This is a genomic window from Undibacterium pigrum, from assembly GCF_003201815.1.
GTDB classification, from domain to species: Bacteria; Pseudomonadota; Gammaproteobacteria; order Burkholderiales; family Burkholderiaceae_D; genus Undibacterium; species Undibacterium pigrum.
The window spans coordinates 96,819-110,923 of sequence record NZ_QJKB01000001.1 but is presented as its reverse complement, the minus strand read 5'-3'; the positions used below and the strand labels follow the sequence as shown (position 1 = coordinate 110,923).

Sequence of the window (14,105 nt, the reverse complement as noted above, 5' to 3'; positions counted from 1 at the left end):
GATTACCTCTATCTGCCCAAGGCCAATAAGGCATCGAACAATGTACTTGCTATTTGCATCAATTTACCAGCAGCCTGATAAGCCTGCTGGTAACGTAATAAATTGGCGGCTTCTTCATCCAGATTAACGCCGGACTCTGTCTGTTGCGCAGTAATGTTCTGCGCCAGCAACTTGGTTTCTGAGGCGCTGGTAATTTCTACTTCATGTGCCTTGTTACCAACCAGACTGACGAACTGGGCATAACCACCCTGGAAAGTCGTGGTTTTGCCGCCTATGGTATTTTGTGTCTGCAAGCTGCTCAGGATAACGGCATTGCGGTTGTCACCAGAGCCATTGGTATTCGGGCCTACATTAAATACATCCCCATTGGCAGGACTGCCAGAGACAGAAAAACTGATGCCGTTATAACTGATAGTAGAACCGGCAGTATATGGAATTGCTGAACCTGCAGGATAAGTCGTTGAAGTACTGCCATTTGTCACTGTTACATTGGCTGTAGCAGGGAAGCCAGTCAAGGTATTACCAGCCGAATTATAGGTCAGGGTAGACGCTGCCACTGGCAATGCGGCTGACAGTGTAAAAGTATTGCCATTGGCAGGAGGCGCAGCACCGTCAGAGATGGCAAAGCTGATACCACTAAAGCTGATCGTTGCACCACTGGTATAGGGCACTGTTGCCGGTGGTGGGTAATTAGTAGTGACCGCCCCCACCTTCACGGACACAGTCGCCCCCGCAGGAAAACCAGTCAGGGTATTGGCCGGTGAGGCAAATGTCAGTGTCACTGGCGCAGTCAGTGTAGATCCAATAAATGAATCATCAGCCGTTGCCGGGCCTATGGTTGCTGTTGCTGAATTACTGGCCGTAGCCACTTGCGAGTTGGCTACACCCGCACTGATTTTACCAGTGCCGGTATTTGTTGTAGGGAAAGACGTATTCAACGGGCCAGCCGCCGCCAGCTTGGCCGGGTCCTGAACAGCGACAGATATGCTGGAACCACCAGCAGCCGTTGGTCTGATCAGGTATTCATCGCCGGCAGCAGGAACCGCTGCGGCTGGAGGTGGCGCCAGCTGAAAATTGATACCGTCAAATTTCAAAGGCAAGTTTGTCGTAGTCTGTGAAGCACCATCCGACAAGCGCGTGATCTTGTAATTACCACCTATGAATTGCAGGCGATAATCACTGGTCGTCAAGGCTGAAGTATCAGTGATCGTGGCATTAATAGCCGCGGTCGACGTGTTCAGTGAACTTGGCGTGGAGATAGGCCCGCCGATATTAAATAAATTACCGCCGACCTGGCCATTCAAATCCAGGCCCAGCTTTTGCTGGTCATTAAACTGGGTTGCAATGCCAATGGCGATACGCCCTATCCCATTTCTTGCTGTATCAAGAGTGCCGGACCTGAAATCAAACAGGCCACCCAGTTTACCACCACCGAAACTATTTTCCGGCAACAGCACATTGGCACCATTGGTAACATACGACACCTGAGTACGGGTTGGATCAGTCAATGATTGGCTGACTTGCAATTTGGTGACATCACTACCAAGAACCAAAGGCTGACCATTGCCTATAAATATATTATATTTGGCACCCTGCGGTACAACGCTGACCTTGGTCAGCTTGCTCAACTCAGTAACAAGCTGATCTCTCTGATCAAGCAAATCATTCGGGCCGCTACTGCTACTGGATATGCCCTGGGCTTGTTCAATGACATCGTTCAAATTAGCCAATTGTGACGCATAACTATTGATAGCGCCGACAGTCGATTCTATCTGTCCATTCACATCGGCAGAAATTTGATCGAGACGCGTCTGCAAACCATTCAAGCGTCCGGCCAGTGATTGCGCAGAAGATACCGCTGCCTGGCGGGCGGCAGCACCAGCCGTGCCATTCGGGCTGGCAGCCAGATTCTGGAAAGCCTTGAAAAAGTCCTGCAAGGCAGGCGTAACGCCTGCAGTCGGGTCTGCCACCAGATTATTGATCTGGCTGATCTGTGAATAATAGACATCCGCCTGATTTTTGGCAGACTGCGATGCATTGACCTGATTACTCAAAAAGGAATTGTACTGGCGTTGTATCTGGGTGACTGAAACACCCTGCCCTATGAATGAACCACCAAGATTTTGCGGTTCATTCGCAGCTTGCAGTATGGTTTGGCGGTTATAACCTGGGGTTGATGCGTTGGCAATATTGTGGCCGGTCGTGACTATACCCAGCTGAGCTGCTGCCAGGGCTGATTTGCCTACGCCAAATATATTTGAACCCATAATTGAACCTGCTCTTTTTGCTAAGTTAGCTACCCAGTGCTATCAATCATGTTTTCGGTGAGTTTCTGCAAAACTTTAATCTGATTACACTTTCACTGGGACAACTTATGTTGAAAGGGAATTTTTGATGATTTTTGTTAACTTGTTGGCATACTCAGGATCGGTTGCATAACCGGCTCTTTGCAAGCCCTGAGCAAAGCTTGTTGCATCTTTGGCATTAGCCATCACGTTTTCATAACGTGGGTTCTTCGTGATCAATTTTGCATAATCTTTAAATGCATCGGCATAAGTATCATAAGCCTTGAATTTTTCGACTTTGCGCTGAGCAACACCGTTGACATATTCTGTTGTAACGGCATCAACTGTTTTACCTTTCCAGCCTTTGGTCGCTTTCATACCAAAAATATTATGGCTGCTTGAACCATCTGCGGTCTTGATTTCCCGCCGTCCCCAGCCACTTTCCAAAGCAGCCTGACCCAGCATGAATTTCGCAGGAATACCAGTTTCCTGACTGGCCTGTTCAGCATGCGCTGTGAGTTTCTCCTGGAACTCACGGACATGATTTGGACCGGTGAACGCCGTCTTGGGCGCATTCGCTGGCATTTGCTCGAACTTCAGATTATCCAGATAATTATTGATGCCTCGCACACTGGCTGAACTGGCAGGACCGCCCATCCCTCCAGGTTTATTCGCGGTATCAGCTTCCAGCGCCTGGTTCATGGCATTATTGGACAGTTGCCTGACCAGCACATCTGCCAGACCAACTCCCTTCTTGGCCATAGTCTGGGACAATTGCTGATCCAGCATGGAAGTGTACATGCGGCTTTGTTCACTATCGAAAGGGCCGTCCTGGCCACCAGCCTGACGCATGGACTTCAGCATCATGTTCATGAACAAGGCTTCAAATTGCTGGGCAGCCCCCCTGATCGCTTCAGGCGAATTATTTTTGGCCGACTGCTTGAGCTCATCGAGACCTTTGGTGTCGAAGGCCGTTCTGTCAGTGAAATCGGTGCGCCCTATCATCACGATTCCTTAGATAATTTCCAGGTCGGCGCGCAAGGCACCAGATGCCTTGATTGCCTGCAGTATCGACAGCAGATCTTGCGGCGTAGCACCAATCGCATTGAGTGCCTTTACCACTTCAGCCAAAGACACGCCCGCTTTCAGCATCAATAACTGACCCGGATCTTTAGTAATGCTCACTGTTGAATTGGCTGTAGGCGCTGTTTGTCCTGCAGCCAGGGCATTTGGCTGGCTAACTGTATTATCTGTATTGATCACGACAGACAGGTTGCCATGTGCGACGGCACAGGTTTCCAGTGTCACAGCCTGGTTCATGACGATAGAACCTGTCCTGGCATTCAGGATGACTTTAGCCGCCATCTGTGCGGGTGTCACGTCGATGTTTTCCAGATTACCCAAAAATGCCACGCGCTGATCGGCAGATACCGGTGCTTTCACCTGTATCACACGGCCATCCATCGCTGCTGCGGTATCCGGACCAAAACGACGGTTAATGGCATCCACAACACGGCTGGCAGTAGAAAAGTCAGAAGTATTCAAATCCAGCTGTACGCTGGTGCCTTGCGCAACAGAATTTGGCACAGCCCGCTCCACCGTCGCACCGGAAGAAATTTTACCTACGCTTAAATGATTCACCTGTGCTTTGCTGCCATTGGCAGCAGCTCCAACACCGCCGACGAGCACATTGCCTTGTGCCATCGCATAAATCTGGTTATCTGCACCTTTTAATGGTGTCATCAACAAAGTACCGCCACGCAAGCTCTTTGCATTACCCATGGATGAAACGGTAATATCCAGAGTCTGCCCGGGCTGGGCAAATGCAGGCAAGGAAGTGGTGACCATGACCGCAGCCACATTCTTTAATTGCAGGCTGGTTCCAACCGGGATGGCAACACCCAGTTGCTGCATCATGCTGATGATGCTTTGTACAGTAAATGGGGTTTGCGTAGTCTGGTCACCACTACCATCCAGACCTACCACCAGGCCATAACCCAGCAATTGATTTTGTCGCACGCCCTGGATACTGGCCAGGTCCTTGATGCGCTCTGCACGACTTTCCGGTGCGATCAGTGCGACCATTACCGCCATGGCCAGCATGACAGCCTTGATCATTTTTGATGGGAAAAGTGCGCTCATAAAACTACCCTGACCATTCACTATAAAGGAAGGAAGCTAAGGAAAAACCGTGACAGCATGGAACTCATTTCAGTCGTATCGAGTCGCGAAGTTGAACGGTATTCAAAACGTGCGTCAGCAACCTGTGTAGAAGCGACCACATTGCCAGCAGCAATGGTGGTGGGATTGATGACACCAGAAAAGCGCACAAACTCTGCCCCTTTATCAAAGGCCAGTTGCTTCTCACCGCTGACGAGCAAATTACCGTTTGGCATGACATCGATCACCGTCACAGCAATCGTGCCGGTGAAATTATTACTGGCAGTTTGTGCACCTTTTTCATCGTACTTGGTCGATGAAGATGTCGCCAGAGCAGCTTGTGCCGTGGTAGTCGCAGGGACACCAAATACGGTAGGTGCTGCAAAAGAGGCTGCACCAGTTTTACTGTTTGAAGCTGCCGCCGCTTTGCCTGCTGAAGTTTTTTCGACGATGGAAATTGTCAATATGTCGCCGACCATGCGTGCCTTGGCATCTTCATACAAGGGGCGATAACTCGCCTGCTGGAAAATTGCGCCGTTCGCCTGTCTTTGTGGCTTAGCCGATTGCGCGGGGATTGATGTAGGCTGATGCACGATAGGTGGTGGCGTCATGGCACATGCCGTCAATGCCAGCACAGGAAACAATAAAAATAATTTTGTATAAGTCATGATGTACTCATTCGCCAGAAAGCATAAATCAGGTATCAGAGATCAGAGTTGTGACAGACGTTGCAACATCTGGTCTGAAGTGGTGATTGCCTTGCTATTGATTTCATAAGCGCGCTGGGTCTGTATCATGTTAACCAGCTCTTCCGCCACATTGACATTGGAAGTTTCAACAAAGCTTTGCACCAGCAAACCCGCGCCATTGGTGCCGGGGGTATTGGTGCCAGGATTGCCCGACGCCGCAGTTTCCACATACAGGTTTTCACCCAGTGCCATCAAACCAGCTGGGTTGATAAAAGTGGCGAGCTGCAAAGAGCCAACCTGTACCGGAGCGACCGAACCTGGCTGTGTCACAGACACTGTGCCGTCACGCGCAACGGTGATGGATTGTGCATTGGCAGGAATGGTAATCGCTGGCTGTATCACGAAGCCGCTGGAGGTAACCAGTTGTCCCTGGCTATCGGTCTGGAAAGAACCATCCCTGGTATAGCCAGTCGTACCATCCGGCATCAGCACTTGGAAAAAGCCCTGGCCCTGAATTGCCACGTCCTTGCTATTACCAGTTTGCTGCAAATTACCTTGTGTAAAAATCTTCTCTGTCGCCACTGGGCGGACACCAACACCCAATTGCAAACCAGAAGGCAATTGTGTTTGCTGTGAACTTTGTGCGCCAGGCTGGCGTATATTTTGGTACAGCAAATCTTCGAACACGGCACGTGAACGCTTGAAGCCATTGGTGCTGACGTTGGCCAGGTTATTGGACACGACATCCATCTGCGTTTGTTGCGCATCAAGACCAGTCTTGGCTATCCATAGTGAACGTATCATTGCTTTCCCCTTTTTGCCTTGCGTGTTTTTACTTTGCCTGATTGATGTTGATAGCAAAGACTTCTACAAGGCTATTGTGCTACATAAGCACTTAACTCAAAGTCAGGATCTGACTGGCTTTAGTGGCGTTATTCTCGGCATTCTGCAAAAGTTTCATTTGCATTTCAAAGCTGCGCGCCAGGTTGATCATATTGACCATGGATTCGACGACATTCACATTACTGTTTTCCAGCATGCCGCCAGCCACTCCCACCAGGGGATCGGCATCAACGGCTGTACCATCCTTGGTTTTGAATAAGCCATCATCGCCCCGCACCAGATTCTCTTCAGGCGGGTTGACCAGTTTCAGACGACCTATGACCTGCACCGCGTTTGGCGTGGTGCCAGTGGGGACAGTCGATACCGTACCGTCCTTGGCTATGGCAATTGATACTTCGGGCGGTACAGTAATAGGCCCGCCATCACCCACAACATTCAGGCCACTCTGGGTTTGCAAGATACCGTTCTCGTTGATTTTCAGGCTGCCGTGGCGAGTGAATGACTCTGTTCCATCCGGCATTTCCACCGCCAGCCAGCCCTTGCCCTGCACTGCCACATCCAGCTCACGGCCCGTGATTTGCATGGCACCAGTAGAAAAATCCGTGCCTACCGTAGCATCGACGACAAAGGCGCGGGTAGGCAAGCCATCGCTCTTGACTGGCACGGCACGGAAAGAATCCAGTTGCGCCCGAAAACCAGTCGTCGAGACATTTGCCAGATTATGTGAAACGGTGGCCTGCTGCTCAAGGATATGCTTGGCACCGGTCATCGCGGTATATACCAGTCTATCCATGAGCTGCTCCTGTTCTCTTAAAGTTTAAGATACGGTTTAAAACACACATATCAATGCAGATAAAAAACTTCACTATTAACGCAGGTTAACCAGCGTCTGCAAAACCTGATCCTGGGTTTTAATGGTCTGCGCATTGGCCTGATAGACACGTTGTGCCGTGATCATGTTCACCAGTTCACCTGTCAAATCAGTATTGGAATCTTCTGTTGCAGACGAAGTCAGGGTTCCCAGTGCGCCAGAATTTGGTGGCCCGACCAGCGCATTGCCAGAGGTTGCTGTTTCTATCCACTGATTGTCACCAGTCGATTGCAAGCCATTAGGATTGGTGAAATTCGCCAGGACAACTTGCGCCAGCACTGCAGTCTTGCCGTTGGTGTAGCTACCGACGATAGTGCCATCCTTGGCCGTATTGAACTTTGCAAGTTTGCCGGAGGCATAACCATCCTGGGTATTCTTACTGACGCTGAAATCAGAACCGAATTGCGTCGTGCCGGTGAAATCGTATTTGATATCCAGCGTCGTATTAATTGGCGTCACCGCACCTGTACTGACAGGCACTGTCAACGTGGTTGCACGCGGATCAGTTGCAGAAAACTGTGGCGTCACATTACTCAATCTACCCAGATTATCAAAGCCGAGGCGGGTAACGGAATTCGCGGTGGCACCAGCACCTGCAATCAGAACGCCGTCTACCGTAGCAAATACATCCCATTCTATGGTGACAGGTGGAGTTGGAGGAGCCGGGTTAATATTGTCGCGCTTCACAAAGAATGACTGGACCACATGTGAATTACCCAAGCTGTCGAACACAGCGATTGAGGTAGAACTACTATAAGTCGTTGGATCTGTTGGACTAAACGCAATAGGCGTAATCACTGGTGGGATAGTCACTGGCAATTGCGTACCCGGAACCAGTTTGCGTGAATCCAGGTTCATGACGGCATTGATGGTTGCTGTCTGTGCTGGTGGAATATCAGCTGTATTGATATTGATAGGCGCAGCAGCACCGGTAGACAAAACACCCGCAGCATTGGCCACATAACCCGTCAATTGCGCACCCTGTGCATTGACGATATTACCCAGCTTGTCCAGCTGGAACTGGCCATTGCGTGTATAGGTAATTGCGCCATTGGTCGACATGCGGAAGAAGCCGCCACCGTTGATCGCAATATCAAGCGGGTTATTCGTCGTCGAGATATTCCCCTGAGTGAATTGCTGCACAACGCCGGATACCTTGGTACCAATACCCACAGTACCTGCGGAAGAGCCATTCAGCGAGTTGGCATAAACGTCGGCAAATTGCGTTTGTCCTTGCTTGAAACCCACGGTGCTGGCATTGGCAATATTATTACCAATCACATCCAGGGATTTGGAAGCGGCATTAAGTCCACTCAGTCCTTGTTGAAAACCCATGATATTTCTCCCTTACTTAGGCTAGTTCATTCACTTTTTACTGCAGGATTTGATACAGGATTACTCCAAGGATCAATAGATTTGTCTTACATCATTCATACTGATATCACCAATATTTGGCAAGCTGAGCTTCAAGCCCTGGGAGCTTGAGGTAATGCTCGACACCACGCCAAATGCCAGACTGGTGGTCGTCAATTTTTTATCTGCTGCATTGGCGACAAATTCAAATTTGTATGCGCCATTGGCAGCTGTGGTACCGGCGTCGGTCTTGCCATCCCAGGTCAGGGTATTCACACCCTGTGGCAAGGCGCCCAGGCTTATTTTCCTGACGACAGCATCTGAGCTGTCACGTATCACCACATCTACCTTAGTAGCAGCCTGTGGCAATTCAACGCCGTAAATACCCTTGCCTTCTGTGACTATCATGGCATTGCCCGGTGCAATTACACCGTGGCCTATCATATTGGCAGCCTGCAGGTTTTGCCCGCTCTGGAAACTGGCTCCCAGCGCAGTGACAGAAGCATTCAACTTGTCGATGCCCGAAACCGTCGACAATTGCGCCAGTTGACTCGTCACCTGGGCATTGTCCATAGGGTTCAGCGGGTCTTGATTCTTGAGCTGGGTCACCAGCAAAGTCATGAAGGTGTTTTTCGCATCTTCTGTCGAATTCGTCGAAGCTTTTGCCCCGTTCATCGTTGTCAGCAATGCTGGATCAACGGTGCTGCTTTGTACGCCACTGGTAGCCATGATCTATTCCTTACAGAAAATCTTATTGCCCTAAAGTCAAGGTTTTCAGCAGCATGGTTTTTGCTGCATTCATGACTTCTACATTGTTTTGATATGAACGTGATGCCGAAATCATATTCACCATTTCTTCCACCACATTCACATTTGGCATGGCGACATAACCCTTTTCATCCGCCATCGGGTGCTTAGGGTCATACATCAGTTTAGGCGGATTGGTGTCTTCTACAACCTCATTTACCTTAACCGCAGTCGAAGTCGTGCCTGCAACGGGCACCGCACTAAATACAACCTGCTTGGCTTTGTAAGGCGTGCCGTCTGAACTGGTGACACTATCCGCATTGGCCAGATTGCTGGTGACCACGTTCAGGCGCTGTGACTGCGCACTCATGGCTGAACCGGCAACATTAAAGACATTAAAGAGTGACATAATGGTTATCCTTGATTATCCCTGTATGGCTGCCAGCAGACCTTTGATCTGCATATTGATAATGGTCAGGCTGGCCTCATACCGTAGCGCATTGTCAGTGAACTGATTGCGCTCCACGTCCATGTCTACGGTATTGCCATCCACACTGCCCTGCACGGTAGGCCTGTATTGCGCTGCCACACCACCTATGGCACCTGGGGTATCAATATGCTGGCTGGCGGTTTTATTCAAAACCGTAGGCGACTGCGTCAGGTTTTGCCCCAGAGCATTACTGAGTGCACGGGCAAAATCAACATCCCTGGCCTTGTAATTAGGTGTGTCAGCATTGGCAATATTGGATGCCAGCAATTGCTGACGCTGTCCCCGGACTGAAAGTGCAGTCTCGTGGAAGCGGAAATAGTCATCTAGTTTGCCAGCCATCTTGCTCTCCTTTACTCTTGCGCCCCGGGCAGTATTTCAACATTCAAGGCACACAAGGGTTTTCTATACCTTGCATCTTATTCGTCACCACGCAAGTTTGATCAGGCAAGCAGAAAGGGAAAAACCCGTTTATTCACGCATTCAAAAAAATCTGTGAATCCTAAAATGGAGTTCAGAACAACCCAGGCAGGAAATCATGATGAAAGCCGCAAAGATAGTTGGCAAACTCGCCAGCAGACAAGTGTTAGCGCTGGTACTGGCATGCCTGACTGGCATCAGCCAGGCTGCGCCTGTCAGTGCGCCGCAAGATACCAGCCAGTTACGCCAGATTGCGCTGGATTTTCTGACGCAGCAGGCATCTGGCACGAGTGGTCAGGTACAGGTCACCGTGGGTGAAGTTGATAAACGGCTTAATTTGCAGGCTTGCGACAGCCCTAGCCCCTATATGTTACCAGGCAGCAAACCCTGGGGCAAAGTGACGCTCGCCATACGCTGCACCGCACCCACTGCCTGGCTGGTCTATCTGCAAGCCAATGTACAAGTCACGGCAGATTATTATGTTGCTGCCAATGCACTTGTTCAGGGGCAAGTCATTGCCCTCTCAGACTTGAGCAAAGTCAGGGGCGATATCTCAAAACTGCCTGCCGGTGTCATTACTGCTCCTGAACAAGCCATAGGAAAAAGCATGCAGGTTTCCCTGGCTTCTGGCAGTGTCATGCGTATAGATGCATTAAAAAACCCGGTAGTAGTACAACAGGGGCAATCTGTGCGGGTCGTCAGTTCTGGCCCGGGTTTCCAGGTAGCAACGGATGCCATCGCACTCAATAATGCGGCCGATGGCCAAGTCGCTAAGGCAAAAACCAATTCTGGCCAGACCATTAGCGGTGTTGCAAAAAATGGTGGCATTATAGAAATAATTTACTAATAGCAAGTAATTGCAAAGTTTAAGCAGGCAGAATTAAGTGAATGCAATATTTTTTCACAGTAAGGTTAAAGTTTAAAATTACACGGCCGATAAACTGGATGTAGATCTTTGTAAGTCCCACACTAGAGGGTATCGCTGTGAAAATTGATGACGCACTGAACAAGACCGCGGGGCTACCAGTCAGCCCGCAACAGGCTCGCACGGAAAAACCCGCTGATACTGCGGTTCCGGTAGCGAATTCTAATTCGTCGAAAGTACAGATTTCGACTCTCTCGACGCAATTGCAGGCTTTGCAGAACACGCAAGCTGGCAGTGCCGTGTTTGAGACGAAGAAGGTGGAAGCAATCAAGCTGGCCATTTCCGAAGGGCGCTTTCAAGTGAACTCGGAAAAAGTCGCTGACGGGCTTCTGGAAACAGTTAAAGATTTGCTCAACGCCAGAAAACGATAACATGAACACAAGAAGTTCCGGACACACTGCCATCCAACAATGCCTGCAGGAAGAAGTCAGCATCATGTCTTCTCTTGCCGACTTGCTCAAAAAAGAGCAATCTGCACTGATAGAGAGCGATGTGGTCCAGCTCAATGACTATACCCAGAGCAAGGGACAGCTTGTCGTTAAAATGAATGAATTGGAAAAAAAGCGTAATCGTTTTTTGAATGACCTGGGTTTTAATGCCGACATAGAAGGCATGCAAGCCTATTTGCAGCAAGCTGTTGATACCCCTGACATTGCCAAAAGCTGGGATGCGCTATTGGAATTGACCGCGCAAGCCAAAGAAGATAACCGCACCAATGGCTCACTGATCAACCGTCGCCTGTCACTGAACCAGGCAACCTTGAATCTGCTGCAGCAAAATACAAATCAGGCTGGGTCCATGTATGGCCCGAATGGCCAGTCTACCGTCAAGACCACGCCTGGCAAAGGCTATATCGCCACTTAAGGCGCTTTTCACATACGGCGCGTCGCTGTGTATTTAAGCCCGCATTAAGCTCGCATTTAAGCTTATATTGATTGCTCCGGCTACCCACTTTCCCGTTTTATTTTTTCCGGCTAACGCCTGAATCATGGGTCTGTTACCGTTTGAGGCAAAGACGCAGCAGTTGGCCGTGCAACTGGTGCGGGCAATGAAGTCGCCGCAGGTGTCGGTGCAATCGGCACTTCCACTACTGGCTCTGGCAATACCGCCAAAATGGTTACAGACACACGCCGGTTCCTGGCCCTGCCCTCGGGTGTTTCATTCTCGCTCACAGGCAATTTCGCGCCCTGCCCCACTGCCGTGACCCTGAATTCATCGACACCATTCTCGGTCAACAGACGTGCTACCGTACTGGCCCGCACCGCAGATAGCTCCCAGTTTGAAGGGAAAATAGAATTTTTGATAGGCAGGTTATCGGTATGACCTTCCACCTGTATAGCATGATTATCAAGTTTGAGGACACCGGCAATTGCCTTCAATGCCTGTATGGAATCAACATTCAGGCGCGCATCACCCGGTGCAAATAAGAGGCTGGCATTGATTTCTATCGTGATACCGCGACTGGTCTGGGTCACGCGTACCTTGCCTTCACGTACCAGTGGTTCCAGCACAGTCAAAATATCCTTGGCCATGGTAGTCATTTGCGCCCGCTCTTTACGCAAACCCTCGCTGATACGATTCTTGACCAAAGGCAAGGGATCAAGCTTCAACAATTGCTCGTTAGGCGCATCGACAGGCTTGGGATTGACTGTCATGACCTTGCCAAAAGCACCGGTCAGAGAATTGGACAAGACCCGGTACTTACCCTCGTTTAACGAGGATATGGCATACATGACGACAAAGAAGGCAAACAGCAAGGTAATAAAATCCGCGTAAGAAACCAGCCACCTCTCATGGTTGTCTGGTTCTTCGTGGTATTTTTTTCTTGCCATAAATAGGTATACAGATATACAGGCTCAAGCCTGGAGATTAAGTACGGTGATTAGTCAGTCTTTCTTCCACCACGCGCGGGCTGTCACCCAGGGCGATACTGTAAAAAATGTCGGAAAGCATTTCGCGGCGCGTCACTTCCCGGCCTATAATTTCCTTCAGCTTATTACTGACAGGCAAAAATAATAAGTTAGCCATACCCACGCCATAAATCGTGGCAACGAAGGCGACTGCGATGCCACCACCAAGTTTGGACGGGTCGCTAAGGTTTTCCATGACGTGGATCAAACCCAGTACTGCACCAAGAATACCGATCGTGGGTGAATAACCGCCTGCCGCTTCCCAGATTTTGGCAGCCTGGCGCTGCTCCATTTCATACAGGGAAATATCGACATCCAGTATGTCTTTGAGACGTATCGGGTCTATGCCATCGATGACCAGGCGCAAGCCCTTGCCTATGAAGGGGTCGCTGGAGGCATTCATATAACGCTCCAGGCTCAAAAAGCCTTCGCGCCTGGCAACGACACTCCAGATCAGTGCATCTGCAATATTCTTCTTGCTGCTGTCGGGTGGTTCGGACACCACCCAGCGCAACATGCGAACACCTTGCTTGAAGTTATTCCATCTGCTTTGCAGCAAGACCGCTCCCAGCGTACCTACCGCCACAATGACGAAGGCGGCTGGTTGCACCAGAGAAGAAAGACGCCCACCTTCCAGCAATTGCCCGGAGATGATGCCAAATACCACCAGTATCAATCCGACTATGCTAGCCCAGTCCACGCTTTCTCCCTTAAAAATGCCCGCAGCCTGGCGACGGCCTGGCTATGCAATTGTGAAATCCGCGATTCTGATACGCCCATCACGGCACCAATCTCTTTCAAGTTCAATTCCTGCTCATAGTACAGGCCCATCAGCAGTTTCTCTCGCTCTGGCAAGCTGTCGATCGCACCAATGACGGCATCACGGAAATCGTCATTGAGCAAATCCTGTAAAGGATTGCCAGACAAGTCTGAGCAATAATGATCGAGAAAATGTTCCTTGGTATCCGAGTCGTGAAAGTCTTCGTAATACACAAGTTGATGCCCGCCACTGTCAGTCAGCAAGTCCTGGTATTCTTCCAGGCTGAGCTTGAGTGACTTGGCAACCTCGGTTTCCAGTGGTGGCCGTCCCAGCTTTTGCTGCAGCACATTCATGGCATTTTCTATCTTGCGCATGTTCTGGCGCACGCCACGCGGCAACCAGTCGCTACTGCGCAATTCGTCCAGCATGGCACCCCGTATGCGTTGTACCGCATAGGTTTCGAATTGAGCACCATGGGTATCTTCATAGCGGTTAACGGCATCCAGCAGGCCTATCATACCGGCCTGCACGAGGTCATCCACCTCCACACTGGGAGGCAGGCGCGCCTTCAACTGGTAAGCCAGACGCTTGACCAGTGGGGCATGCTCCCTTAACAGGAAGTTTTTATCTGATTTTCCGCTAGCGGTGTACATTT

At 50.1% G+C, this 14,105-nt stretch carries 16 protein-coding genes; 3 read left to right on the top strand and 13 right to left on the bottom strand.

The window, feature by feature from the left end; translation table 11 throughout:
- Positions 1-8: 8 nt before the first annotated feature.
- The 10 genes from flgK to flgB form a co-directional block, all read right to left on the bottom strand.
- Positions 9-2,267 carry a flagellar hook-associated protein FlgK gene (gene flgK / locus DFR42_RS00535; RefSeq protein WP_110253014.1) on the bottom strand — a complete coding sequence of 753 codons (2,259 nt, stop codon included), beginning with the start codon at positions 2,265-2,267 and terminating at the stop codon, positions 9-11.
- 105 nt (positions 2,268-2,372) lie between these two features.
- Positions 2,373-3,290 carry a flagellar assembly peptidoglycan hydrolase FlgJ gene (flgJ, locus tag DFR42_RS00530; RefSeq protein ID WP_110253013.1) on the bottom strand — a complete coding sequence of 306 codons (918 nt, stop codon included), beginning with the start codon at positions 3,288-3,290 and terminating at the stop codon, positions 2,373-2,375.
- 9 nt (positions 3,291-3,299) lie between these two features.
- Complete coding sequence (locus tag DFR42_RS00525) at positions 3,300-4,388, bottom strand: flagellar basal body P-ring protein FlgI (RefSeq protein WP_245936852.1); 1,089 nt, start codon at positions 4,386-4,388, stop codon at positions 3,300-3,302.
- Positions 4,389-4,447: 59 nt separating this feature from the next.
- Positions 4,448-5,113, bottom strand: coding sequence for a flagellar basal body L-ring protein FlgH (locus DFR42_RS00520; protein WP_110253011.1), 666 nt, complete (start codon positions 5,111-5,113; stop codon positions 4,448-4,450).
- Between the two features lie 42 nt (positions 5,114-5,155).
- On the bottom strand, positions 5,156-5,938 hold the full coding sequence (flgG, locus tag DFR42_RS00515; RefSeq protein ID WP_110253010.1) for a flagellar basal-body rod protein FlgG: 783 nt from the start codon (positions 5,936-5,938) through the stop codon (positions 5,156-5,158).
- Between the two features lie 91 nt (positions 5,939-6,029).
- Positions 6,030-6,770, bottom strand: coding sequence for a flagellar basal-body rod protein FlgF (gene flgF / locus DFR42_RS00510; protein WP_110253009.1), 741 nt, complete (start codon positions 6,768-6,770; stop codon positions 6,030-6,032).
- 75 nt (positions 6,771-6,845) lie between these two features.
- Positions 6,846-8,183 carry a flagellar hook protein FlgE gene (flgE, locus tag DFR42_RS00505; protein WP_110253008.1) on the bottom strand — a complete coding sequence of 446 codons (1,338 nt, stop codon included), beginning with the start codon at positions 8,181-8,183 and terminating at the stop codon, positions 6,846-6,848.
- Positions 8,184-8,255: 72 nt separating this feature from the next.
- Positions 8,256-8,930, bottom strand: a complete 675-nt coding sequence (locus tag DFR42_RS00500; protein WP_110253007.1) for a flagellar hook assembly protein FlgD — start codon at positions 8,928-8,930, stop codon at positions 8,256-8,258.
- A gap of 22 nt (positions 8,931-8,952) precedes the next feature.
- Entirely contained in the window at positions 8,953-9,357 is a 405-nt protein-coding gene (gene flgC, locus DFR42_RS00495) for a flagellar basal body rod protein FlgC (protein WP_110253006.1), read from the bottom strand.
- 15 nt (positions 9,358-9,372) lie between these two features.
- A complete protein-coding gene (gene flgB / locus DFR42_RS00490) occupies positions 9,373-9,777 on the bottom strand; it encodes a flagellar basal body rod protein FlgB (RefSeq protein WP_110253005.1) in 405 nt (134 codons plus the stop codon).
- A gap of 199 nt (positions 9,778-9,976) precedes the next feature.
- Here flgB and flgA point away from each other — a divergent pair, with 199 nt between their 5' ends.
- The 3 genes from flgA to DFR42_RS00475 all read left to right on the top strand — a co-directional run bounded on the left by flgA (position 9,977) and on the right by DFR42_RS00475 (position 11,644).
- On the top strand, positions 9,977-10,702 hold the full coding sequence (flgA, locus tag DFR42_RS00485) for a flagellar basal body P-ring formation chaperone FlgA (RefSeq protein WP_110253004.1): 726 nt from the start codon (positions 9,977-9,979) through the stop codon (positions 10,700-10,702).
- 137 nt (positions 10,703-10,839) lie between these two features.
- Entirely contained in the window at positions 10,840-11,151 is a 312-nt protein-coding gene (gene flgM / locus DFR42_RS00480) for a flagellar biosynthesis anti-sigma factor FlgM (protein WP_110253003.1), read from the top strand.
- A 1-nt stretch (position 11,152) separates the two neighbouring features.
- The gene (locus DFR42_RS00475; RefSeq protein ID WP_110253002.1) at positions 11,153-11,644 is read left to right on the top strand and encodes a flagella synthesis protein FlgN; all 492 of its coding nucleotides are present in this window, start codon (positions 11,153-11,155) and stop codon (positions 11,642-11,644) included.
- A gap of 122 nt (positions 11,645-11,766) precedes the next feature.
- On the opposite strand, the gene motD is transcribed toward DFR42_RS00475, so the two are convergent.
- Genes motD through DFR42_RS00460 form a run of 3 tightly spaced genes read right to left on the bottom strand, consistent with a single transcriptional unit; the run spans position 11,767 to position 14,103 of the window.
- Positions 11,767-12,612 carry a flagellar motor protein MotD gene (gene motD, locus DFR42_RS00470; protein WP_110253001.1) on the bottom strand — a complete coding sequence of 282 codons (846 nt, stop codon included), beginning with the start codon at positions 12,610-12,612 and terminating at the stop codon, positions 11,767-11,769.
- A 37-nt stretch (positions 12,613-12,649) separates the two neighbouring features.
- The gene (locus DFR42_RS00465; protein ID WP_110253000.1) at positions 12,650-13,390 is read right to left on the bottom strand and encodes a flagellar motor protein; all 741 of its coding nucleotides are present in this window, start codon (positions 13,388-13,390) and stop codon (positions 12,650-12,652) included.
- Positions 13,372-14,103, bottom strand: a complete 732-nt coding sequence (locus tag DFR42_RS00460; protein WP_110252999.1) for an RNA polymerase sigma factor FliA — start codon at positions 14,101-14,103, stop codon at positions 13,372-13,374. The genes DFR42_RS00465 and DFR42_RS00460 overlap by 19 nt, the downstream gene beginning before the upstream one ends.
- Positions 14,104-14,105 lie beyond the last annotated feature (2 nt).

Bases quoted from the DNA above. Each gene is read 5' to 3' on its own strand.
- flgK (WP_110253014.1), bottom strand. From the start codon at position 2,267: ATGGGTTCAAATATATTTGGCGTAGGCAAATCAGCCCTGGCAGCAGCT.
- flgJ (WP_110253013.1), bottom strand. From the start codon at position 3,290: ATGATAGGGCGCACCGATTTCACTGACAGAACGGCCTTCGACACCAAA.
- DFR42_RS00525 (WP_245936852.1), bottom strand. From the start codon at position 4,388: ATGCTGGCCATGGCGGTAATGGTCGCACTGATCGCACCGGAAAGTCGT.
- DFR42_RS00520 (WP_110253011.1), bottom strand. From the start codon at position 5,113: ATGACTTATACAAAATTATTTTTATTGTTTCCTGTGCTGGCATTGACG.
- flgG (WP_110253010.1), bottom strand. From the start codon at position 5,938: ATGATACGTTCACTATGGATAGCCAAGACTGGTCTTGATGCGCAACAA.
- flgF (WP_110253009.1), bottom strand. From the start codon at position 6,770: ATGGATAGACTGGTATATACCGCGATGACCGGTGCCAAGCATATCCTT.
- flgE (WP_110253008.1), bottom strand. From the start codon at position 8,183: ATGGGTTTTCAACAAGGACTGAGTGGACTTAATGCCGCTTCCAAATCC.
- DFR42_RS00500 (WP_110253007.1), bottom strand. From the start codon at position 8,930: ATGGCTACCAGTGGCGTACAAAGCAGCACCGTTGATCCAGCATTGCTG.
- flgC (WP_110253006.1), bottom strand. From the start codon at position 9,357: ATGTCACTCTTTAATGTCTTTAATGTTGCCGGTTCAGCCATGAGTGCG.
- flgB (WP_110253005.1), bottom strand. From the start codon at position 9,777: ATGGCTGGCAAACTAGATGACTATTTCCGCTTCCACGAGACTGCACTT.
- flgA (WP_110253004.1), top strand. From the start codon at position 9,977: ATGAAAGCCGCAAAGATAGTTGGCAAACTCGCCAGCAGACAAGTGTTA.
- DFR42_RS00475 (WP_110253002.1), top strand. From the start codon at position 11,153: ATGAACACAAGAAGTTCCGGACACACTGCCATCCAACAATGCCTGCAG.
- motD (WP_110253001.1), bottom strand. From the start codon at position 12,612: ATGGCAAGAAAAAAATACCACGAAGAACCAGACAACCATGAGAGGTGG.
- DFR42_RS00460 (WP_110252999.1), bottom strand. From the start codon at position 14,103: ATGTACACCGCTAGCGGAAAATCAGATAAAAACTTCCTGTTAAGGGAG.